This is a genomic window from Paraniabella aurantiaca (assembly GCF_050309965.1).
GTDB lineage: Bacteria > Bacteroidota > Bacteroidia > Chitinophagales > Chitinophagaceae > Niabella.
In genome coordinates this window covers 1,877,579-1,901,051 of record NZ_JBLOSY010000002.1, presented here as the reverse complement: position 1 = coordinate 1,901,051, position 23,473 = coordinate 1,877,579, and the positions used below count along the sequence as shown (strand labels likewise).

The 23,473-nt window shown below is 42.5% G+C and carries 19 protein-coding genes; 13 read left to right on the top strand and 6 right to left on the bottom strand.

Annotation, left to right across the window (positions count from 1 at the left end):
• Positions 1 to 6 precede the first annotated feature (6 nt).
• The gene (locus ACLOAU_RS22075; protein WP_427864077.1) at positions 7 to 2,952 is read right to left on the bottom strand and encodes a putative LPS assembly protein LptD; all 2,946 of its coding nucleotides are present in this window, start codon (positions 2,950 to 2,952) and stop codon (positions 7 to 9) included.
• A gap of 217 nt (positions 2,953 to 3,169) precedes the next feature.
• Between ACLOAU_RS22075 and ACLOAU_RS22070 the strand changes: the two genes are divergently transcribed.
• The 6 genes from ACLOAU_RS22070 (at position 3,170) to ACLOAU_RS22045 (ending at position 10,169) form a co-directional block, all read left to right on the top strand.
• Complete coding sequence (locus tag ACLOAU_RS22070) at positions 3,170 to 4,114, top strand: N-acetylmuramoyl-L-alanine amidase family protein (RefSeq protein WP_427864076.1); 945 nt, start codon at positions 3,170 to 3,172, stop codon at positions 4,112 to 4,114.
• Positions 4,115 to 4,277: 163 nt separating this feature from the next.
• Positions 4,278 to 5,261 (top strand): MlaD family protein, encoded by a 984-nt coding sequence (locus ACLOAU_RS22065; protein WP_427864075.1) that lies wholly within the window; start codon positions 4,278 to 4,280, stop codon positions 5,259 to 5,261.
• Complete coding sequence (locus ACLOAU_RS22060; RefSeq protein WP_427864074.1) at positions 5,258 to 6,976, top strand: OstA-like protein; 1,719 nt, start codon at positions 5,258 to 5,260, stop codon at positions 6,974 to 6,976. Before ACLOAU_RS22065 ends, ACLOAU_RS22060 begins: the two co-directional genes overlap by 4 nt.
• A gap of 95 nt (positions 6,977 to 7,071) precedes the next feature.
• Positions 7,072 to 8,277 (top strand): ABC transporter permease, encoded by a 1,206-nt coding sequence (locus ACLOAU_RS22055; RefSeq protein WP_427864073.1) that lies wholly within the window; start codon positions 7,072 to 7,074, stop codon positions 8,275 to 8,277.
• Between the two features lie 99 nt (positions 8,278 to 8,376).
• Positions 8,377 to 9,417 (top strand): tRNA (adenosine(37)-N6)-threonylcarbamoyltransferase complex transferase subunit TsaD, encoded by a 1,041-nt coding sequence (gene tsaD / locus ACLOAU_RS22050; protein WP_427864072.1) that lies wholly within the window; start codon positions 8,377 to 8,379, stop codon positions 9,415 to 9,417.
• A 35-nt stretch (positions 9,418 to 9,452) separates the two neighbouring features.
• Positions 9,453 to 10,169: a tRNA1(Val) (adenine(37)-N6)-methyltransferase gene (locus tag ACLOAU_RS22045; RefSeq protein ID WP_427864071.1), complete on the top strand. Its 717-nt coding sequence runs from the start codon at positions 9,453 to 9,455 to the stop codon at positions 10,167 to 10,169.
• Positions 10,170 to 10,191: 22 nt separating this feature from the next.
• Here ACLOAU_RS22045 and ACLOAU_RS22040 read toward each other — a convergent pair whose 3' ends face one another.
• A complete protein-coding gene (locus ACLOAU_RS22040) occupies positions 10,192 to 11,301 on the bottom strand; it encodes a Gfo/Idh/MocA family protein (protein WP_427864070.1) in 1,110 nt (369 codons plus the stop codon).
• A gap of 74 nt (positions 11,302 to 11,375) precedes the next feature.
• A complete protein-coding gene (cmk, locus tag ACLOAU_RS22035) occupies positions 11,376 to 12,059 on the bottom strand; it encodes a (d)CMP kinase (protein WP_427864069.1) in 684 nt (227 codons plus the stop codon).
• A 213-nt stretch (positions 12,060 to 12,272) separates the two neighbouring features.
• Between cmk and ACLOAU_RS22030 the strand changes: the two genes are divergently transcribed.
• The 7 genes from ACLOAU_RS22030 (at position 12,273) to ACLOAU_RS22000 (ending at position 19,921) form a co-directional block, all read left to right on the top strand.
• Positions 12,273 to 12,872 (top strand): bifunctional nuclease family protein, encoded by a 600-nt coding sequence (locus ACLOAU_RS22030; protein WP_427864068.1) that lies wholly within the window; start codon positions 12,273 to 12,275, stop codon positions 12,870 to 12,872.
• A 59-nt stretch (positions 12,873 to 12,931) separates the two neighbouring features.
• A complete protein-coding gene (gene ispE, locus ACLOAU_RS22025) occupies positions 12,932 to 13,744 on the top strand; it encodes a 4-(cytidine 5'-diphospho)-2-C-methyl-D-erythritol kinase (RefSeq protein ID WP_427864067.1) in 813 nt (270 codons plus the stop codon).
• Positions 13,745 to 13,783: 39 nt separating this feature from the next.
• Entirely contained in the window at positions 13,784 to 14,836 is a 1,053-nt protein-coding gene (locus ACLOAU_RS22020) for a prenyltransferase/squalene oxidase repeat-containing protein (RefSeq protein ID WP_427864066.1), read from the top strand.
• Between the two features lie 109 nt (positions 14,837 to 14,945).
• Positions 14,946 to 16,763: an ABC transporter ATP-binding protein gene (locus ACLOAU_RS22015; RefSeq protein WP_427864065.1), complete on the top strand. Its 1,818-nt coding sequence runs from the start codon at positions 14,946 to 14,948 to the stop codon at positions 16,761 to 16,763.
• Complete coding sequence (locus ACLOAU_RS22010) at positions 16,763 to 17,929, top strand: glycosyltransferase family 4 protein (RefSeq protein WP_427864064.1); 1,167 nt, start codon at positions 16,763 to 16,765, stop codon at positions 17,927 to 17,929. The genes ACLOAU_RS22015 and ACLOAU_RS22010 overlap by 1 nt, the downstream gene beginning before the upstream one ends.
• Position 17,930: 1 nt before the next feature.
• A complete protein-coding gene (locus ACLOAU_RS22005) occupies positions 17,931 to 18,920 on the top strand; it encodes a glycosyltransferase family 2 protein (protein ID WP_427864063.1) in 990 nt (329 codons plus the stop codon).
• The gene (locus ACLOAU_RS22000; protein WP_427864062.1) at positions 18,917 to 19,921 is read left to right on the top strand and encodes a UbiA family prenyltransferase; all 1,005 of its coding nucleotides are present in this window, start codon (positions 18,917 to 18,919) and stop codon (positions 19,919 to 19,921) included. The genes ACLOAU_RS22005 and ACLOAU_RS22000 overlap by 4 nt, the downstream gene beginning before the upstream one ends.
• Here the strand turns inward: ACLOAU_RS22000 and ACLOAU_RS21995 are convergent, their stop codons facing one another.
• The 3 genes from ACLOAU_RS21995 to pnp form a co-directional block, all read right to left on the bottom strand.
• On the bottom strand, positions 19,922 to 20,308 hold the full coding sequence (locus tag ACLOAU_RS21995) for a DUF3037 domain-containing protein (protein WP_427864061.1): 387 nt from the start codon (positions 20,306 to 20,308) through the stop codon (positions 19,922 to 19,924).
• Complete coding sequence (locus ACLOAU_RS21990; RefSeq protein WP_427864309.1) at positions 20,286 to 21,053, bottom strand: HipA family kinase; 768 nt, start codon at positions 21,051 to 21,053, stop codon at positions 20,286 to 20,288. Before ACLOAU_RS21990 ends, ACLOAU_RS21995 begins: the two co-directional genes overlap by 23 nt.
• Before the next feature lie 89 nt (positions 21,054 to 21,142).
• Positions 21,143 to 23,314 carry a polyribonucleotide nucleotidyltransferase gene (pnp, locus tag ACLOAU_RS21985; protein WP_427864060.1) on the bottom strand — a complete coding sequence of 724 codons (2,172 nt, stop codon included), beginning with the start codon at positions 23,312 to 23,314 and terminating at the stop codon, positions 21,143 to 21,145.
• Positions 23,315 to 23,473: the final 159 nt, after the last annotated feature.

Genomic DNA, 23,473 nt, shown 5'->3' with positions numbered 1-23,473 from the left:
GCGATATTATCTTCCTCCAACAAAAGAGCGGCTCCGATTGATCTTAAGGTCTTGTAGAATACCCGCTTTCGGACTAATGGTGAAATTGAAGAAGCGGTACAAACCAATAGGCGTTACATTAATAGCCATTTGCCAGCAATGCAGGTCGCGTGAAATAGCCATAGAGAATGTCTGGATCTTAGCTGTTGAAAAATCATAGAATCCGTTTACGCTGAAATTCCATTTCGGAGTCAGGTTAAAGCTACCATTGAAATTAACGCTCGAAGTGATAGGACTGGTAGAACTTTGTAAAGTAAGCGGATTACGATTCTGCCGGGAATAGTTTAATGAATAAGATAAATTAATAGACCACGGCGTGTTGAAATCCACGAATTGTGCAGGGTTTTGGCGCATATATTCCAACAGCCTGGTTTGATCTCCCTGGAGCATGGGATCATTCAAACTTTGATTAATAGCTTTCTCCCTTGCTTTCGCCTTCTCCGGATCCTTTGGCTTACTTTGAAAGCTGGTGCTCATAGAAATGCTGGCATTGGTTACCGTACCTACTTTAAATCCACCATCGCCTGCCCAGGCATAGGTTGAACTGGCATACCCTGATTCATTTAACTTATAAGGAACCAATGTAGCCGAGGCATTCAGGTTTATTTTCTCAAATAGATTGGTCCTGAAATACATGCTGATCGGCGACAATTTCAAACTGTCTGCCAAAAAGTTATAAGAACCATTGAACCCGAAACCATCTATCAGCTTTATTTTCTTAATGCCGTTTTCAGCATCCTCCTGCTTGGTATCAACGAAAGAGTCTTTTTCCTTATCAGCTTCGCTTCCTTCAGACTGAGTGCTGGCGGCTTCCTTCTTTTTCTTCGGCTTTGCCCTTACTTTCATTTCCAGGTTATTATCCAATCCAAAACTGATACCTCCTGATCGTTTGCTGGTAAACTGGCTTACAGGCGAAGAGTACAGCCCGTCCAGCGTATTCACCCAGGCGCTATCATTGCCGCTGCTGATACGTACCCTTTCCCAGGCATCTTTATTCAAATCAGGTGTATAATTTAAACCAAAAGTGGGACGCATCACATGTCGGATCGCTTTTACCTTTTCACCTTTAAATTCATAACTACCATATAATGCTGTATTAAAAGAAATACCGAATGAGGTTTGTTGCTTTATTTTAAAGCCTCGTTCTGCAATAGCATTAATAGTATCCCTTGTGTAAACGCTATCCCTGCGACCATCCAGCGAGCGGCCGTAAATCGTTTTTGGCCCCCAATAAAAGCTGTTCTTTCTGTCCACCCATTCCTGCGAATAAGAAATTGAGGGCGCAATTACCAAAGCACCGTTCAGAATAGATGGCAGTGAAAGGGTAATGGGAATATTATGGTTAGCGCTCCAACGGGCCGTATCCATCAAGAATTTCAGGAAGCGCCTGTTGTTAATTAAATCATTACTTTTTGAATAGGCTACCGAATCGTAAAAATTAAAGTCATTTCTGAAACTACCATTATAACCGATACCTAACTGCTCATACCATTTTTTCTTACCTACGCTTTCTTTCTTCTGCAAAGGATATATAGTAGTGACCGCAAAGTTGGCAGTCGGGAAGTTAATGGTCATAGACCGGTTCTGGTTATTCTGGCTATGGTTCATGGATAGCGATAAGTTAAAAGGCTTATCCTGCCATTGTTTCGAATAATTGATAGAAGATCCGATTACGTTTTGAAAGTTTAGCTGTGCATTATTAGGGATCAACCTGCTATAATTAGTAGAACTCCAGTTAACACTGGCACCAAAGTTCACACCCGGCCTGGAACGGTTATCCGAGCTATGCGACCAGTTGAATGTATAGCTCATGGTCTTCATATAATCCGGATCGTCCCTGGTATTTCTTTTCGTACTTCTAACACCCAGATTCAGGTTCCCCTGGTATTTGTATAGCTTTCTGTAGGTAGGAAGCGCATTGGCACTCCAGGTTCCGAAAGAATAAATATCGCCGGTAAATTGTACATCCCAATAATCACTGATACCGAGGTAATACCCCAAACCTGTTAAGCCTACCCCTTCCTGGTCGTTGGTTTCAAAACTTGGCGCCATTGCACCCGAGTGCCTGCCCTGGTAAAGGGGGTAAAAGCCAAAAGGCAGATAAACCGGTACCGGTACCGAATCAAATTCGGGGCGGACAGCACCAGTTACTGCCAGCTTTTTATTGACAATTTTTGCTCTGTTGGCTCTGAAACCAAAGTGCGGATGATCCAAATTACAGGTGGTAAAAAAGTTGCCGGTGGCATATACCGTATTTTCATTCACTTTTTTGGCGATCTGGGAGTGCACAAACATTTCTCCCTGCTGAGAAATGGTGCCGCGTATTAAACCACGCTGATTTTGAAAATTGTAATCCAGGCTATCCGACTTATACTGGCTTTGACCATCATTCATTTCAATATAATCGGTCACAGCACCCGTGCTATCTCTGCCCGCCCTTGCTGATACGACACCGGTAGCCTGGTTGAGTTTCATGTAGGGTGCCTGCAGCGAACTGGTTTGATACTCCGTTTTAGCCTTGCCGTACAATTCAATAGTTTTGCCTTGTACTAACCCTATGGCAGAATCCTGTGCTTCATATTGCACCGGAGCCTCCAGGCTATCCTTGGAAACTTTTAAGGTAAATGTATCTACTCTTGATCTCGCTGAACTGTCTGTTAGAGTACTGTCGGGAAGTTGAAGAGTGTCTTTTAACCCGGGGATCGTATCTTTCGGCAGCTTGAGAAGGGAATCTTTTGTTGGGGGAACCGTATCAGATATGGAAAAAGGGAATACCGCCTGCTTACTCGTCTCTTCATAAGCGGGAGTTCTTTTAAATAAAAAATTTATAGCGCCAATTTGTTTACTGACCGTTAAAAGGAAGATAACAGTAAGTATAAGTACGGCATGGTAAATTCTTTTAAATTTGCGCATTGGTTTTCAAAGTTCGCAAACGTACAGTAAATTTTTCATTCTAATTTCATGCGCCCGAATGAAAAATGACGTATAATGTCACATATATTGATTTTTAACAAAAAATATGTTACAAACCAGTATGTAAAACTTACTGAGCGGGCTCTATAGTTAACGTAAATATAAAACCGGCTCCTTCGTTAAAGAGGGAAGCCTTAAAATGATACTTTATAAATTAATGATCCGATTCTTATTTATTGCCGGCTGCGTTTTCAACTGTTTAGGTACGGTATTCGGCCAGCCAAACGCTTCATCTGTAAAAACGATAGTTGTTGATGCCGGCCATGGAGGACCCGATGTGGGCGCCAGAGGAACTGAAACCAACGAAGCCACTGTTACCCTGGCAGTGGGATTAAAATTAGCTAAAGCGCTGAGAGAAACCTTTCCATCTATAAAAACCCTCGAAACAAGATCCAGTTACCCACTGCCGGGAGGCAATACCAACGCTAATGCGGCCAACAGATTCCGCGCACAATTCGCAAATGAAAATCATGGTGACCTTTTCATTTCTTTGCATTGCAATGCCGCAGGAAGAAAACCGGGCGGATGGTATGCTAAAAAAGTAGTGGGCAGGGAAGCAAGAACCAGGACGGTTAAAAAAGGAAAAAAAAGGGTAAAACAAACCTATTATGTTAATAGCTACCAGGACGTATGGGTAGAAAATAAAGCAAAGGGAACGGAAACCTATATCTGGGCAGTTAACAAAAACGACCAAAAACTTTCTTCGTTAAAAAATAATGTACCGGATGATGACGAAGACTATTATAACGAGGAAGGCGAAGACCTGGATCCGGACAGTTTAAAATTACCTGATCTGAATGACCCTGCAGAGAAAGCACGTATGCTTATTTATGCGCAACATTACTTTCGGAAAAGCTATGCATTGGCAACCCTTGTTGAAAAGGAGTTTATAGCAAGCGGAAGAACCAGCCGGGGCGTGCAGCAACGCAACCATAAAGGTATATGGGTTCTACAGGCTACCGGCATGCCGAGTATACTGGTAGAAATGGGGTTTATAAGCAATAACGACGACCAGGCCTACCTGATGAGCGAAGAGGGACAAAACACCATTGTTAAAGATATTGTTAATGCTGTAAAGGTTTATTTGGAAAAATATGGTTAAACCAACTTATTTAAGCTACTTTGCCAAATGATTAACCAATAACTGATCAATAGAAAATCAGGCATATAATTTGTCTTAGGCAGATATTGTAATACTTATTAATTTGACTATCAGAAATATGTCGCACGCTACCTGGCGTTTAAACCTAAAGTAAATTTGTACAATGAAAATTTCAAATGAAGTAAAAGTGGGTGTCCTGGCACTTGTATCTATAGCTTTATTAATTATTGGTTTCAGATTTTTAAAAGCAAAAGATATTTTTAACCGTACACCGAAGATCTACGCCATTTTTAAATCGGTAGGCGGACTTGAAAAATCAAATTTTATAAAAATAAACGGCCTTACAGTTGGAACGGTTTATTCTATGGAACCGGCAGATGAAAACGTAACCGCTATAAAAGTAGTATTGAGCATTACTGAAGATGTACACATTCCCTCCAACTCAGTTGCCTATATTGAGGGAAGCCTCCTGGGTTCCGCTAATATCGTTATTGAGCGGGGTACTTCTACTACATTAATTGAAGACGGGGGCCGGATTGCTACCAAAGAGGAGGCTGGTCTGCTGGGTAATCTTTCTTCTGAAGCGAAACCATTGATGACAAAGATCAAAACAGTAGCAGATTCCGTTACATTGCTATTATCTAACTTCAACCAGATCTTAAACCCCAATACTCAACGCGATGTTCAGAACGCAATTGCCAACCTGAACTATTCTACGGCTTCGCTTAATGCATTGCTGGCCGGGGTTAACAAGCCATTGGCAGCTACATTGGATAATGTTAGCGCTATTACCGGTAATCTGAAAAACCAGAACGAAGCTATTGAGGGTATCCTGCTTAATGCCAATACCTTTACCGGCAACTTAAAGCAATTACAGTTTCAAAAAACAGTGGACAGCTTAAATGCAACTATTTCTGATCTGCACACTGCCATCAATAATATTACAAACCCGAACGGCAGCCTGGGCGCGTTAACTAACGACAGGCAATTGTATAATAAAATGAATGATGTATTATTAAGCGCCGAAATACTGCTGGATGACCTAAGAGTGCATCCTAAGCGCTATGTAAATATATCAGTGTTTGGCAAAAAAAATAAAGCAGGTGAATTAACTGCGCCTGCTATAAAAGATTCAGTACCCAGGTGATAAAAAAAACTTCAAAATCGCTCCATCTTTTTTTCCCCGTTGCACTGTTGGTGTTAGGATGTTTAGTAGCCTATAGTACCACCACTTCGATTACAAAACATACAGGTAACAGGGCAAGAACAGTTTTAAAAGATACAATAAAGATCATACATTCCAATACCCTGTCCTTAAAAAAGGAATCAGATACTAATAGCCTTGTTATACTGGAAGGTGATGTGGTACTTAAGCAGGGAAATACGCTTTTCAAGGCCGATAAAGCTATTAAAAACGACCGTCAAAATACTTTTGAAGCCTGGGGTCATGTTCATATTAATGACGGCGATACCACTAATATTTATTCAGACCATCTCAAGTATTTCGGCAATCCCCAGGTAGCCAATCTGGACGGCAATGTAAGATTGACCGACGGGCAGGCTACGCTTACTACGCCCAGCCTGGTATATAATATGGTTACCAACACAGGGGTGTATAAAGAAGGCGGGAAAGTAGTTAATAAAAAAACAGTTATTACCAGCAAAGAAGGAGAATACTATAGGGATGTACAAAATGTGTTTTTTAAAAAGAATGTAATCGTCAATGATCCTGCCTATAAAATAACGGCCGACTCTTTACAATATAATACAGCCACGGAAATTGCCACCTTTATATCAATGACCCATATAAGAGATAGTGCCCGAAGAAGCATTGACACTAAAGAAGGCTATTATAATCTTCGAACCAAACAAGCTGAATTTGGCCAGCGGCCTTTTATTAACGACGACAATAAGTCTACTCTAAATGCTGACAAAGTTTATCTCGACGACAATATAGCCCGTGCAGAAGGCAATGCAATTGCTGTAGATTCTGTACGGGGAACCATCATTATTGCCAATACTATTTTCCAGAACAGGCTTAACGAGGCCATATTAGCTACGCAAAAACCGGTCATGATCATTAAACAGGATAATGACTCCCTTTATGTGGCGGCCGACACACTATTTAGTGCCAAGCTATCAGATCTTTTTGAAACGGTGGTTTTACCTCCGGTTATTGACAGTGTGAGCCATGCCGACAGCATTATTGTCGGCGACAGTATCGTAAAAACAGATAAAAAAAATGCGCAGGTTATTTCGCAAACCTTCCAGAAAGACCTGAAAGCTTCTAACGACAGTACCGATCGCTATTTCGAAGCCTTTCATAATGTGCGGATCTACTCAGATTCGATGCAGGCAGTATCCGATAGCTTATTTTATTCTTTCAGAGATTCCACCTTCCGCTTGTACAAAAAACCAGTGGTATGGGGTAAGGAAAGCCAGATCACCGGAGATACTATTCTGCTACATACCAAAAACAAGCAACCACTTTGGATGGAGGCATTCAAAAACGGTTTTATGGTGAACTCTATGGGTCATGAAGTTTTTAACCAGATAAAGGCCTCCAGGATTGATGCCTATTTCATCGATGGAGGATTGGATTCTGTGAGGGCTAAAGGATCTGCCGAGTGTATTTATTATTTACAGGATGATGACAGTGCCTTTACAGGCGTTAACCAGAATACCTGCGATATTATTGATTCTTATTTTGAAAATAAACAACTGAAAAAGGTAGCATTCCGAAGTAATGTTAAGGGAACTATTTATCCCATACAGCAAAAGAAGCCTTCGGAGATGAAACTGGAGGGTTTCCAGTGGCATGAAGCCATCAGGCCAAAAACAAAATACGAGCTGTTTGAGTAAACAGTCTTCCATTTCCCGATATTAAATACTAAATTGCCTGTTAAATCGTTGCAACTATACGTTCTACTTTAGAAATAATAGGCAATAGTTTTAAGATGGCTTTACAGGAGCTATTGAAAAACAAGCTACGGACTTTTTTAAGTTTGTTTGGCGTTACTATCGGCATATTCTGTATTATTGGCGTGTTGGCTACCGTAAACAGCCTGCAACGCAATATTCAAAACGAAATAAAATCGATGGGGGATAATATCATCTTCATCGACAAATGGGTTTGGAGCGGCGGCCCCGACTACCCCTGGTGGAAATTTGTGAATCGTCCCTACCCCAAATTCCATGAGCTCAAACAGATCAAAGAACGCTCTCCCAGTACACAGTACGCAGCATTTTTCTATGATATTTCTGACAATATTGAATTCGGCGGCTCTGTTTTAAGTGGCGTAAAAATTTATGGTGCGAGCGAAGAATACAACCAGATTCAAAAGCTCACTTTCGGCCAGGGCCGGTATATTTCCGATGCTGAATTTAATTACGGAACCAATGTAGCTGTTATTGGTGATGAGGTAGCCACCAAGCTTTTTACCCTTCCGGAAGCTGCCATCAACAAAGATATCAGGCTGAAAGGGCGACTGGTAAAGGTAATTGGTGTCATTAAAAAGCAAGGCAAGCAATTAACAGGCGGCTGGGACTATGATAAAAGCATTATTATACCTTATGCATTTGCCAAAACTATTTACCTCGAAAGATTTTCTGATCCCAAAATAATGGTCAAGGGTTATGAGCATATTACCAGTACCATTTTGAAAGAGGAGCTGGAAGGTGTTATGCGAAGCATCCACCGTTTAAGTCCTACCAAAGAATCAGACTTCGCCCTGAATGATCTGAACGATATCAGTAAGGAAGTGGAAGCTGCTTTTGTAGGTTTGAACATTGGCGGCGCCATCATAGGAGGCATCAGCCTTATTGTGGGACTATTTGGTGTAGCTAATATTATGTTTGTCACTGTTAAAGAACGGACCTCTCAAATCGGACTAAAAAAAGCCATTGGAGCTAAACGGCATATTATCCTGACAGAATTTTTACTCGAAGCCGCTTTTCTTTGTATTATAGGCGGTATTATAGGCCTCGGATTGGTGGTGTTACTAGCCTTTATTCTTACCAGGGCCCTCGAATTCCCGATCTACGTTTCTGTTGCCAATATGGCCTGGACCTTCTTTATCTGTATACTGGTAGGTATCATTGCCGGAATAATTCCTGCGATGCAGGCGGCAAAGATGGACCCGGTAGTAGCTATCAGGAGTTAGTAATTGATTGGTGAGCAAGATGTCTGAAACGGGCTTTTTGCTTTATCCTAATCAGCTTAGCAACTAGTCAACTAAACCACACAAACCTTATTTTTGCACATGCCTATAATACTAGCTATAGAATCGAGCTGTGATGAAACCTCCGCAGCCATTTGCGAAGACGGAAAAATATTATCTAACAATATTGCCACCCAGGCCGTACATGCACAATACGGTGGTGTCATTCCTGAGCTGGCTTCGAGAGCTCATTTACAGAACATTGTGCCGGTGGTAGATGTGGCTCTGAATAAATCCGGAAAAACCTTGTCAGAAGTAGATGCGTTTGCATTTACGCAGGCCCCGGGTCTCATAGGCTCACTTTTGGTTGGAGCAGAATTTGCCAAATCACTGGCGCTATCACTTAACAAACCATTGATCACTGTAAACCATATGCAGGCTCATGTATTAGCCAACCTGATACCCGACAAAAAACCTTCATTTCCTTTTTTGTGCCTTACCGTTAGCGGCGGACACACCCAGATCGTACTTTGCAAAAGCCCGGTAGAGATGGAAGTTATTGGCGAAACTATTGACGATGCAGCCGGCGAAGCATTTGATAAATGTGCTAAATTATTAGGGCTGCCCTACCCCGGCGGTCCTTTGATCGACAAATATGCCAAAGAAGGAAATCCAGACCGCTTCCAGTTTCCCGAACCTAAAATACCGGGATACAATTTTAGCTTTAGTGGGTTGAAGACCGCTATTTTGTACTTCCTGATGAATGCCGGCAAAAGCCAGGTATATAAGCAGGAATTCGCCGCTTCAGAAGAAGAAAAAAAACAGTTTATAGACGATAACCTGGTTGATATTTGTGCCTCTGTTCAAAAAAGGATCATCACCATTTTACTCAATAAATTCAGCAAGGCTACCCGGGAGCTCGGTATAAAAGATATTTGTATTGCAGGCGGCGTTTCTGCCAACAGCGGACTTCGCACGGCATTTACAGAAATGGGTAAAAAGAATGGCTGGAATGTATTTATTCCCGAGTTTCAGTATTGCACCGACAATGCGGGGATGATTGCGATTACTGCCTATTATAAATTACTTGCAGGAGATTTTGCTTCATTAACGGCACAACCCGCAGCCCGGGGATTTCAGTAGAAAGCACTCATTACTCATTACTCATCACCAAACCCTTGCCCAATCCCTATTTCAGGTTTAAGCAATTTACCATCAACCACGATCAATGCAGCATGAAGGTAACCACCGACTCCTGCCTCTTTGGTTCGTGGGTAGCTGGTCATATCCGAAACCTGGATGCTGATAAAAACATACTGGACATCGGCAGCGGCAGCGGCTTGTTGAGCTTGATGATTGCACAGCAAACGCAGGCTTTAATAGAAGGAGTAGAAATACAAAAGGATGACTACGGGCAGAGCATTTACAATATATCAAATAGTCCTTTTGCAAACAGGATAACCATTCACCAGGCTAACGCATTACAATTTAATTACACCAAAAAGTACCATGCTATTATTAGCAATCCGCCATTTTATGAAAACGATTTGAAAAGCGCTGCAACCGGTAAAAATATTGCACATCATGATGAAGGATTAAAGCTGCCGGAACTACTCAACCTGATAGGCCGTCAACTCACTGTTGATGGCGCTTTCTTTCTCTTATTGCCTCAGAAAAGGCTGGCAGATTTACAACAGTTCATTGCTAAGAGGCAACTTTTTGTTAACGAAATAGTATCTGTACATCAAACACCCCATCACGATGCATTCAGGATCATGCTCCGTGGGTCTTTTCTCGAAAGCAGGTCCGAAGTATATAAAATCGTAATTAAAGAAGGTACTGATTACAGTGCAGATTTTACCAGGTTGCTTAAAGACTACTATCTCTATTTATAGTAGCAGCTCTTCACGCTAACAATTATAATGTTATTTTTTTCCCGCTCGCCGCTGCCTGGTAAATAGCCTCTATGATCTTCAGATCTTTGAGTCCTTCCTCACCATCTACGGGAATAATGGGCTTCTTTCCGTCCAGTATAATACCAGCCATTTCATCCATCTGAACGGTTTGATGAACTACAACAGGTGCGTCGATAGTGCCCTTATGCGTTCGTCCTTTAATAGGACCATACCCTGTTGAAGGCTGCATTTCTGCAAAACCTTTCTCGCCGTTCAGAAAAAATTTGTCCAGGTTGTTCATATTATAGGTTGAAAGACAGGATGCTGTAGCTCCGCTTTTAAAGCCTAGTTGAAATTGTAGGGTCTCATCTACACCCGCTTTAAACTTCACCGGATCTGTTTTTGTTTCCTGCGCGGTTACCCAAACCGGTTCCTCCCCAACCATATAACGACTGCCATTTAAAGCATAGATGCCGATGTCCATCATAGAGCCACCTCCGGCCAAAGCTTTGTTTAACCGCCATTGATTAGGATCGCCAATTCTAAAACCGCAAAGTCCCTGGAAGAATTTGATACTCCCGAATTCCCCTTCACTGCGCATACGCACTACTTCCAGTGTCGTTGGTTCGAAATGCATACGATAGCCCACCAGCAATTTTACGCCCGCTTTAGCACAGGCATCTACCATTTCCCTGCCTTCTTTTACACTAATCGCCAGGGGTTTTTCGCAAATCACATGTTTACCCGCCCTGGCAGCACGAATGGTATGATCATGATGCAACGCATTGGGTGTGATCACATATACAACATCTATCTCCTTATTCGATTTAATACTATCAAAGTTCTGGTAGTTATAACAACTGCTTTCCGGCACATTGTATTTTTTACTCCAGGTTTGAAGTTTTTCAGGAGTACCGCTCACCAGGCCGGTTATTTTTACACGTTTACAATTTTGTATAGACTCGGCTACCCGGTTCGCGTATCCACCAAGCCCCATTAAGGCAACCCGCAGTACAGATCCGTCATATCCCGGCTCGCGGTTAAAATTTAAACTAAAAAGATCGGTACTTAAAAAAGGGATGCTTGCAGAAGCCATACCTATTTTTTGCAGGAATGCTCTCCTTGTTTTCATACTTTATAGGTTTAAGGGTTTATATACGAATCTTTGAACAGCAGTCCCACAGACTTGTAGCCTACACCTACCACCTACCTGAGGAGACCGTTAGCGAGCTCCAAAGCTTTATGCAGCTGTTCCTCCTGTGTAAGATGTGTATTGTTTATTTCTATGGCATCATCTGCTTTACGTAAAGGGCTTATTTCACGGTTGGCATCAATATAATCGCGCATTTCTATATTATGCGCCACTTCTTCAATCGTAATATTAGGGTTTTTCTGATACAACTCCCTGAAGCGCCTTTCAACCCTTACTGCATTATCTGCAGTTAAAAACAGTTTCAATTCAGCATGAGGAAAAACTACAGTGCCTATATCCCGGCCATCCATAATAACTCCTTTTAATTTGCCCATTTTCTGCTGCTGGCCTACTGCAAAATCTCTAACTGCTCCAAGGGCCGCCACTTCACTTACCTTTTCAGCAACGATCATTTCACGGATCAGGTATTCTACATTTTCATCATTCAAAAATATTTCTACCTGGCCGCTTTGCCCGTTCAACCGAAAATCAAGTTCTATTTCAGTCAGCGCTTCCTTTACCTGGCTTTCGTCGCTAATGTCAACATTGTTGCGTAAAAAATAAAGCGTAATAGCTCTATACATGGCACCACTGTCTACATATACATACCCCAGTACCTTTGCCAATTGTTTAGCCATGGTGCTTTTACCACAGCTCGACTTCCCATCTATCGCTATTATTATTTTTTTATCGCTCATTTAAAAGGCAACCGATATTTTTATAAAGGTAAAAATTTAATCCTTATTCTTTTAACTAATTTGAAACGCCGGCTCTGTAAACACGATTACTACATTTAAGTCAACGCCTCTTACTTGGTAGCTACAGATATTAGGGTTTGATTAAAATGAGCTCCTGCCCTGTGCTCAACTTCTTTTTAACAGTAAAAATCCTTAGTTTCGTGGCTTGTTTTTATGAAAAAAATAGAATTAGAAGTTGTAGCACTTTCTCATAGTATTACTCAAACGCATTCTTATGCGGTAGTTTTAGGGGAAGTAAATGGTTTACGCCGGTTGCCGATAGTTATCGGAGGTTTTGAGGCGCAGGCCATTGCCGTTGCTTTGGAAAAAATGAATCCAAGCAGGCCTTTGACGCATGACCTGATGAAAAACTTCATGACTGCATTCTCCATCGACCTGCACGAAATCATTATTTCTGACCTGCAGGAAGGGATATTCTTCAGTAAACTGGTTTGCTCCTCCGATCACGATACTATCGAAATTGATAGCCGCACTTCTGATGCTATTGCCCTGGCCGTTCGCTTTGGATGTCCTATTTACACATACGAAAACATTTTGAGTAATGCAGGGATTGTAATGGATGAAAAAAACCAGGCACCCGCTGCAGAGAGTGTGGAAGCCATTGGTGCAACCGTTACCGAAAGTGCAGATGATGATCTTAAAAGCATGAGTGTTGAAGAATTGAATAAACTGTTAAACGAGGTACTGGAAAGCGAAGATTATATGAGAGCCATTGCTATCAGAGATGAGCTAAACAGCCGGAAGAGCCAATAGCAGGCGGTTCATTTATCATTTTCAGGAACCATTATTCCACACCTATTATACCCAAGACCTTGATCCGATTTTCCAATTGTAAAATCAACATTGGTTTACATATTACCGGCAAAAGGCCGGACGGGTACCACAATCTTGAAACCGTTTTCTTTCCGCTGCCACTTTACGACGTTATTGAGCTCATCGAAGATTCACGAACAGACGTTTCAGTTATGGGCCAGCATATTCCCGGTTTGCCCGAAAACAACATAATCATCAAGGCATGGAACCTTCTAAAGAAAGATTTTCCCACTCTGCCCTCTGTACATTTTTATCTCTTAAAAAACATTCCTGCCGGTGCCGGACTTGGCGCCGGCAGTGCTAATGGCGCCTACACTTTACTGGCATTAAATCAAAAATTCTCGCTGGGCTTAACCGGGCAGCAGCTCATGCATTATGCTTTACAGCTGGGTAGCGATTGCCCTTTTTTTATTCTAAACAAACCGTCGCTGGCAAAGGGACGCGGAGAAGTTTTTACCGCATCCGCAATTGATTTAAGCGGTTATCAGATAGTAATTGTTAATCCCGGCATACATATCTCAACACCCTGGGCATTTTCGCAGATCACCCCTTCTGCCCCGGCTACGAGTCTTGAGAGTGCTATAGCCCGGCCGGTAGCAGAATGGAAACAGCTGATAACAAATGATTTCGAGGTTGCTGTTTTCGAGGCACATCCGGAAATTAAAGAAATTAAAAATGACCTGTACCAGGCAGGAGCCATTTTTGCCCTGATGAGTGGTAGTGGCAGCTCAGTATATGGCTTATTTGAAAAGCATAAAAAGGTAAATTACAGCGCCGCCCAACACCACTTCGTGAAACAAATGAACCTTTGATAAGGTATCAGTTTTCTAAACCTTCTAAATGCCCCGGCAATGTCACAACACGATGAGCTATTATCCAAAGTTGATCTTGCAATAGATAAAAGCATACAATACCTGGAGCAACGCCAGATGCATAACGGAGAATTCCTGGCCTATATCTCTGGCGAAGAGACTATGGAACAATGGTGCGCACCGGACACTACCAATTACATGACCGCCATCATCGCTCATTGTCTGCTTCCCCTGCAACATCACCCGGCAGTAGATAAAATGCTGAAAAAATCTACTGATTTTTTTCAGTATCAAATGATGCGGGGCGGTACCTGGAACTACCTCACAAAATTCCATTGGCTATTCAGGCTGAATGCCCCTGATGTTGATGACACTTCACTGATATCAGATTTATTAAAAAAGAGAAACATTAGCATACCCGATAATATTGCGTTGTTAAAAAGTAACCGGAATGCAAATGGATTATTTTATACCTGGTTTACTTTTCATGGCCGTTTCAGCAATTATCCGATGACCTTTTGGAAAATAGTTGCCCGGGAATTAAAAAGTCCGTTCCGCAATATAATCCTCTGGAAAAGAAGCGGTATCAACCGGAATGATATTGACTCGGCTATTAATGCAAACGTCATCTCCTACCTGGGCCATAACGAAATAACAGAACAGGCTATTCAATTCCTGGTAAAACTGATAAAAGAAAACTCGGAGGAGCATTCTGATCACTATTATAAAAACCCGTTTGTCTTTTATTATTTTGTATCGCGGTTGGTTTTCTTAAATATTCAACCATTGGTTGAAATCAAAAACCTGATAGCCCATAAATTAAAAAACCTGGTTCAGGCAAATGAAAAACACAACCGCAGCGATCTTGAATTAGCATTAGCTGTTTCATCACTTTTAAAGTTGCATGAGCCTGCCGATGAGGTTGCCGAACAGGTGCAGGATCTGCTTCAACGCCAAAACGCCAGCTTCCATTGGAAACGCCATGCTTTTTACTCTACCTCCACGGGATATTTCTGGGGATGCGAAGAACTGACCACCGCTCTTTGTATAGAAGCGCTTCATTTGTATAAAAAAGCTGTGTCATATAATTAGTGTTGATACGCTGTCTTATGTTAAAGGATCTTTAAATTCTCACCAGAAGGTTTTATATTTGTCAATCTTCTAATCCCAGATAGCTTACCTGAAGCTATGAGATCATATTATGTCTTCTATCCGAAACCGCATCTCTCATCTTAAAAGCAGCCTTAATATTTCAAGAATATGGGGCCTCATAAAAACTGCTGCGGCAAAATGGTTATACATATCGCTGATCCTGATCATTCTCGAAAACCTCCTGTTCTTCAGTTCATTATACCTGATGAAGTTGCTCATTGACGTGGTTGCAGCTGCCCAGCTTCATTCTCAGGAAGCTCATAAAGAAATCATAACCTATGTAATACTTAGCGGACTGGCGGGTGTGTTATATTTCGTATCAAGGTCCTTCAGCGCCTATTCAACAGAAGTACTTTCAACCCGGGTAGGAGAATATCTTAATACTAAAGTGCACGAAAAAGCAGTAAATCTGCAACTTTCTTTTTATGAAAGCCCGTCCTACTACGATATATTAAAACGCGCCATTGAAGCAGGTGCAGACAAACCAGGGCTGATTATAACCACCCTGATTGAAATGCTAAAGAACTGCCTGTCCCTTGTAGCAGTGGCATCTGTACTATTGCTTATTAACTGGGTTTTGCTTCCCATTATAGCATTGTTTATTCTGCCTACACTGGTGATCCGTTTAAAATATTCAAAAAAGCTTAACGAACTCAGAATAGCCCAAACTCCGTTAGAACGTAAGTCCAACTATTTCAGCAATCTAATCACAACGGACACGGCAGCTAAAGAAATCCGTACTTATTCTTTAGGTAATTACCTGCAGCAAAAACTAAGTATCATCAGGTTAGCTTTGGTGAAAGAAAAACTTTTTCTGAACCTGAAAAGGACCCAGCTCGAAGTATTCAGTACTACACTATCCTATATAGGTGTTTTTTTCTGTATCGGTTTTATCGCATTAAAAGCCGTAACAGGCGAAACCAGTACCGGGGATATAACCCTGTTCCTGGTTGCTTTCCCCCAGGCATTCACTTTGCTGCAGCATATAGCTGGCGGGCTATCTTCTGTTTACCAGAACAGTATCTATATCAATAGCGCATTCGAATTACTGGAGTTGGAAAACACGATCGAACATCGGGCTAATGAAACCCCTATCCCAACAGGTAACGACGTAAGTATCCGTTTATCCAATGTTCGTTTTACATATCCGCATGCAGATAAAGAAACATTATCAGGTATTAACCTTTCTATACCATCAAGTAAGATTGTAGCTTTGGTAGGGTTAAACGGCGCCGGCAAATCAACACTGATCAAACTATTATGCAGGCTATATGATCCTTCCGAAGGGCAAATACTGTATGGCGGTACCGACATCAGATCCTTCGATCCCCAGGCATACCGGAAACAAGTTGGTGTTGTGTTCCAGGATTTCAATAAATATAGCTTTACAGCAGGCGACAATATTTTCTTTGGCAATATACATGAGCCCTTTAATGAAGACCGCGTAAAAGATGCGGCGCATAAATCGGGAGCTGCAGCTTTCATAGAAACATTTCCCGCCTCCTACGAAACCACTATGGGAAGAGTATTTGAAGATGGTGAAGAAGTCAGCATCGGGCAATGGCAAAAACTGGCACTGGCCAGGTGTTTTTATTCAGATGCGCGTTTCCTGATATTTGATGAAGCATCCAGTGCACTGGACGCTGTTTCAGAAAAAGAACTATTCAACACATTCAGGGAGCGGATCGGCAACCGGGGCGCAATAATTATCAGCCATAGGCGTTCAGCTATCCTGCACGCGGATTACATCTATGTTTTATCGCAGGGAGAAATTATAGAAGAAGGAACTGACGAACAACTTATGCAGCGTAATGGCGCTTATGCCAATTTATTTAATGAACAGGTAGAGGAACGCCAGGTACAATAATGAGTAATGCCGCCAAACATATAGCCATCATCACATGCTGCTCAGACGACTGGGGAGGAAGTGAAGAGTTATGGGCAAAATCGGTTCCCCTCCTGCTGCAACAGGGCTATCAGGTTACAGTTTACAAAAAGGAGTTCAACTGCGCTCACCCCCCGGTTGCCGAACTGTTGAACAAAGGCATTCACCTGGTTAGCTTCAAACCCCGTACCCCCGGAGTGGTTAAAAAATTCATTAATAAGATCAGGGGGTATTTTGTTCGAAATCCTAATCCCATCAACTATAATAATGAACACGTTGAAGCGCTGGGTGGTTTGCTGCAAAAGAATAAACCCGACCTGGTGCTGATCAACCAGGCCATTAACTTTGATGGAATGGGTTATGCTTACCAATGCCTGATGCTGGGTATTCGCTATGCGATGATCAGCCATAAAGCTGTAGATTTTTTTTGGCCTTATCACACCGAACGCCCCTATATGATTGAAGCATGGAAGAAAGCTATTGCCTGCTTTTTTGTGTCGGCTCATAACCAACGTATAACGGAAGAGCAGTTTGGGCTTCGGCTTGCCCACGCCTCGCTGATATGGAACCCGGTAAAATTCAACCGGAACATCATCCCTTTCCCTGAAGCGAACGCGATTTACAAATTTGCCTGTATAGGTCGATTTTTCGTTTTAGACAAGGGACAGGATATACTCATCAAAATACTTTCACAGGAGCCCTGGAGATCCCGGCCGGTTGAGGTAACTTTTATTGGCGGTGGTCCCGATGAAGCAGCATTAAAAGATCTGGCTCAATTACTTGACGTAAAAAATATCAACTTTCTAAACTACCAATCTGATGTGGCAGCGCTATGGGAAACACATCACGCCCTGGTTTTACCCTCCAGAAGTGAAGGCATGCCCCTGGTTACCATTGAAGCTATGGCCATAGGCCGCCCGGTGATTGTTACAACTGCCGGCGGCCACCCGGAGATCATCCGGCATGGCATTAACGGCTACATTGGTGGTGCCACAGAGAAAGATTTTGCCAGCACGATGGAAGACGCCTGGAACAACCGAAGCCATTGGGATAGGATAGGTAAACAGGCACATGATTTTATAACACAACATATACCGCAGAACCCTGAAACCCTTTTTTCGAATGCCGTCTCAAAACTGATTCAATAAAATGAGCTCAAACCAACCTCTCGTAACCGTAATCATACCAACTTATAACCGGGCAAGTACTATAAGCAATGCCATAGATAGTGTATTGAACCAAACCTATACAAATTTTGAAATTATAGTTGTTGATGACGGATCAAAAGACAATACGGCTGAGGTACTAAAAAAATATACTACCGTTACCACGGTTCATAAACAGAATGGCGGACAGGCCAGCGCCAGGAACGCGGGGTTAAAACAAGCCAAAGGGAGTTTGATTGCGTCACTGGATTCGGATGACATCTGGTATCCCGATTTCCTGCAGGAATGTGTTACTAAAATTGTTGCGGATAATCTGGATTTTGTGTTTACCAATTGGGACCAGCAGGACCAGGACGGAAAGGTAAGGGACTTTCTTTCGAGCGATTTTGTTATAGAGCCTTATTTTGACAGAATGAATAACGGATGGGTAAACCTGGAAAGCGACGATCTGCGAATCATCTATGTAAGAGGTTGCCCCTCTCCTTCTTCATCGGTAGTCATCAGGCATGAACTGATACAAAACGGGTGGAACAATGATATAAGAATTGGAGATGACTGGTACTTATACTTATCCGCAGTATATTCCGGCGAAAGAACAGCTGCATTTACCCTTAAGCGACTATGGAAAAAGTATTCGGGTTATTCCAATGTGTATGACGGCCGTAAAAGAAAAGAGATACTTGAGCATCTCTACATTGCCGACCTGGGAAAAATCATGCACGACTTCAAGCCGCAGATGAACAAATCACAATACAAGATTTTGAGAAATAAACATGTATATGGCATGGTGGAATTGGCTAAGCATAACCTGGTAAGGGAATTTGATATTATTAAAACAACCCGGCTGCTTTTGAAATCCTGCTATCTTGATTTTTCACAAACACTGATAAGTATCCCGCAGGTAATAAGATTAGGTATGCAGCGGGTAAGAGATGATAAAGCAAGAAAGGCCGGCAAAGCGATAAGTCAATGAGTTTTTCGAGGTTTATAAGGTCACATGATTGGTGGGATTACAAACTCCCCCCCATATTGGCCGTAGGCTATGCAACGCTTTTATCCGGAGACAAAAATATTTTTGATTATTATGGCTATATCGTGCTGATCCTCCTTTCAGTGGTGGTAGGCGCTATATATGTAAGCATCATCAATGATGTAAGTGATATAGAAGTAGACCATAAAGCAGGTAAGAATAACAAAATGGCATCACTGCCTAAAGTGATGCGTTGGCTCTTACCCCTCGCCTGCCTTTCTTTGGGAGCAGGGTTTATTTATTTCTTTTACTACCCCGATATACTTTCCTGTATTTTTTACACCCTTCCCTGGATCACCTTTAGCATGTATAGTTTTCCTCCATTCCGTCTTAAAAACAGGGGAATATGGGGCGTACTGGCAGATGCCAGTGGTGCACATATTTTCATCAGCCTTTTGATGGTGAGCAGCCTGTCTTATCTTTCAGGACAAGCTATTAACTATGAGTGGCTGGCAGCCGTATTGGTATGGGCTACCTGTGGCGGACTAAGGGGCATTCTCTGGCATCAGTTTACTGACCGGGACAACGACATCCAATCAAGAATTGAAACTTTTGCGACCTCGAGAAATCCGGCTGGTTTTAAGAAAATTGAATGGATCATTCTAACGATCGAGCTGGCGGCGCTGGCCCTGATGCTATCGATGCTTCATAATCTTTTTGTTTATACAGCAATGCTTGCCTACCTGGTTTTGATGCTGCTCAGGTATAAAATATTACAGCAACAACCTATACCCATCCTTCATAATTCAAACTACCAGATACTATTATTAGATTTTACTGACCTGTTTTTTCCTGTAGCATTACTATTATACGCCTCTATTAACCAGCCAGATACCTGGATCGTTTTATGCGCGCAACTGTTGTTATTCCCAGCCAGGTGGATTACGATACTCAAAGACGTTTACCGGATCTTATTTAAACGCGCCGGCGTTAAGCCCACCTGATCATAAAACCATTTCGTGGAGTAACTTCTCCATGGCAATGGAAAGATCGGCTGTAAGTCCTGGGTGAACCTTCGAACATTGTATAACCGTACTACGGGTAGCCGTAAGCCATCTGAAGCGCGAAGGTGCATCCAGTTGTGCAATGGGCGAAGAGCTAAGCCGGTCTCCCAAAGCTATTTTTTCAAATGCCAGCAGGTTTTGCCGGATAAAATCCAAATCAATACCGGGACTAAAACACTGCAGTTTCTCTGTCGGCAATGCAATCCGGCAGTCTACATACTTTGTTTTTTTACAAAACAGTATGATGCCCGCATTCACAAACTCCTCCCGCTCCACACGCGGCACCACCCGTATTACCGCGTACTCATATAATTGCTGCTCTTGCATCAATAGCTTGTTTTAAAAATATCCCGCTATGCTGTAACCTGAAGTTGAGAAATTCCCGGTACACTTTTTTGGTTGCTTCGGCTATGCCGTTTGTTTCTTCGTATGCCAGCCATTCAACAGGCAACGCGTCGAGTATTTCATCAATAACCGTTTCATTTAATAGTTCCCTGCATATTTCGTCAGCTTCAGCTAATAACCCCGCTTCCTTCAGTAATACATGGTCCTTAACCAATGGAAAGGGACTCTTCATCTGGGCCTCCCAGTTTTGCCAGTTGTGATGAAAATAAAGGTTGGCGCCATGATCAATCAGCCAAAGCTCGCGGTTCCATATCAGCATATTGGTATTCCGCGCTGTTCGGTCCATGTTCGTTAAAAAGGCGTCCAACCATACTATTTTAGATGCCAGTAAAGCGTCTGTCTTGCTTAATGCGGGATCATAAGTGATCGCGCTGCTCAGGTAATGCAGGGCCAGGTTAAGCCCCTGGCTGGCTTTTAAAAGATCCTGTATCTCTTCATCCGGCTCTGTTCGCCCAAAAGCTTCATCGAGATACGCAAATACTATTTCAGGAACTTTTAGTCCCAGCACCCGGGCCAGTTCTCCTCCAATAAACTCCGAAACCAGCGCCTTGATCCCCTGGCCGGCGCCCCTGAATTTTAATGCATATAAGAAGCCGTCATCGCCCTCTGCTATGGCAGGCAAAGATCCTCCTTCGCGTAAAGGGGTTACATAGCGGGTGACATTTATAGTTCGTATTTCTGGCAGAATAGTAAATTTTAAGGTGGCAAGATACAGGTTATAAAGAAAAAGCCCCCTTTCGGAGGCTTCTAATTTTATTACTGAGACGCAGCGTCATCTCCCGGCTCCGGTTTTCTTTCCGGTTTAGGGATTAATGCTTTTCTCGACAATTTAAATTTACCCGATTTAGGATCTGTTCCAATCAGTTTCACTTTCATAGAATCTCCTTCTTTTACCAATCCTTCCAGGGTTTCCAAACGTTTCCAGCTTACTTCACTAATGTGAACCAAACCTTGTTTGCCTGGTAAGAATTCTACAAAGGCTCCAAAAGCAACTACCGATTTTACCGTAGCATCATAAACATCACCCACAACCGGAACCGCAACAATGCCTTTGATCCAGTCTTCGGCTTTAGATACAGATGACTTCTCCACACCAAAGATGCTGATCTCACCCATATTGTTTACTTCTTCAATATTGATCGTTGCGCCGGTTTCACGCTGAATTTCCTGTATCACTTTACCACCTGGCCCGATCACCGCACCAATAAATTCTTTATCGATGAACATCTTAACCACACGTGGTGCATGAGGTTTCACTTCTTCTCTTGCTTCCGGTATCGCTTTGTACATATGCTCCAGGATATGCAACCTGCCGGCTTTCGCCTGCTCTAATGCCTGGGTCATTACTTCCATGGAAAGACCGTCTACTTTAATGTCCATCTGCACCCCGCAAATACCTTCGCGTGTACCGGTTACTTTAAAGTCCATATCTCCCAGGTGATCTTCATCACCTAAAATATCACTTAATATAGAAAACTTTTCTCCTTTGGTAATCAATCCCATAGCTATACCTGCCACATGTTTTGGAAAAGGTACGCCCGCATCCATTAATGCTAACGAACCCGCACAAACTGTAGCCATTGAAGAAGAACCGTTTGATTCGAGGATATCGCTCACTACGCGAACCGTATATCCAAATTCAGAATCAGCAGGCATCATTTGCTTCAACGAACGCATTGCCAGGTTGCCGTGTCCTACTTCTCTGCGACCAGGGCCACGCATCATTTTTACCTCACCGGTTGAGAATGGCGGGAAATTATAATGCAGGATGAATTTAGAATATTTGGAAGATGCTGCTGTTTCAATCAACAATTCATCTAAACCAGTACCCAAGGTAACAGTTGTAATAGACTGAGTTTCACCTCTTGTAAATAAAGCAGAACCATGGGGAGAAGGCAATACATCCACTTCCATATCTAAAGGACGAATTTCATCCAGCTGCCTTCCATCCAAACGGATACGGTCATTTAAAACCATATCTCTTACCACATCATACTGAACATCGTGGTAGTATTTTTTAGCCAGTCTCTTTTCTACATCAGTAAAGGGCAGCTCCTCAGTTGATTCTTCAACCAGTTTAGCCAGCAACTCTTCTTCCAATGCTTTAAACTGATCTGTCCTGTCGTGCTTTGCAGATTTGCTTTTCGCTATCTCATAAACCTTATCACTTGCAAATGCATATACCCGCTCTTTTACAGCTTCGTTAATCGCAGGAAGTGTGTATTCTCTCTTAGTAGTTACACCTTTCAGGTCTCTTAACTCCTGCTGCGCTTTTATCTGCACGCGGATCGCTTCATGAGCTACTCCTAAAGCAGCCACCAGGTCCGCCTCAGAACACTCCTGAGATTCACCTTCCACCATCATCAGGTTCTTTTCAGTAGCTGCCACGATAAAGTCCATATCGGCAGTTTCCAGTTCTGTTCGGGTAGGGTTTATTTTAAAAGCACCGTTAATACGGGCTACGCGTACTTCGCTCAAAATTTCTTTGATGGGCACATCAGATACAGCCAGGGCAGCCGATGCAGCCAAGCAAGCCAACGCATCCGGTAATATTTCAGGATCGCTGCTGATTAATGTAACCAGCACCTGTACTTCGCAGAAATAATCATCGGGGAATAAAGGTCTTAAGGCACGGTCAATTAAACGGGAGATCAATACCTCGTAATCGCTTAAACGGCCTTCACGTTTAAAGAAAGATCCCGGGATACGGCCTGCAGAAGCAAATTTCTCCTGGTAATCAACAGTTAAAGGAAAAAAGCTTTGCCCTTCTTTGGGTTCTTTATTCGCAACTACGGTAGCCAGCAATACTGCTTTACCTACGCTTACCGTAACCGAGCCGTCCGCCTGGCGGGCAAGGCGACCCGTTTCTATAGCAACTTCGCGGCCATCGCCTAAATCGAAGGTTGTTCTTAATGGTTGTTGTAACATAAAATATTTTTGTAAGTATTTGATTGTGAAGCCAGCAATAAACTCAATTAGCATTCTGTTGTTCAAAACGTATTAAAGAACGTTTTCAAACCGATACTTCGATTTATAATTGAGCAGGTAAAAATTGCAAGCAGGTAAAAACACGTATTCCCAACAGCG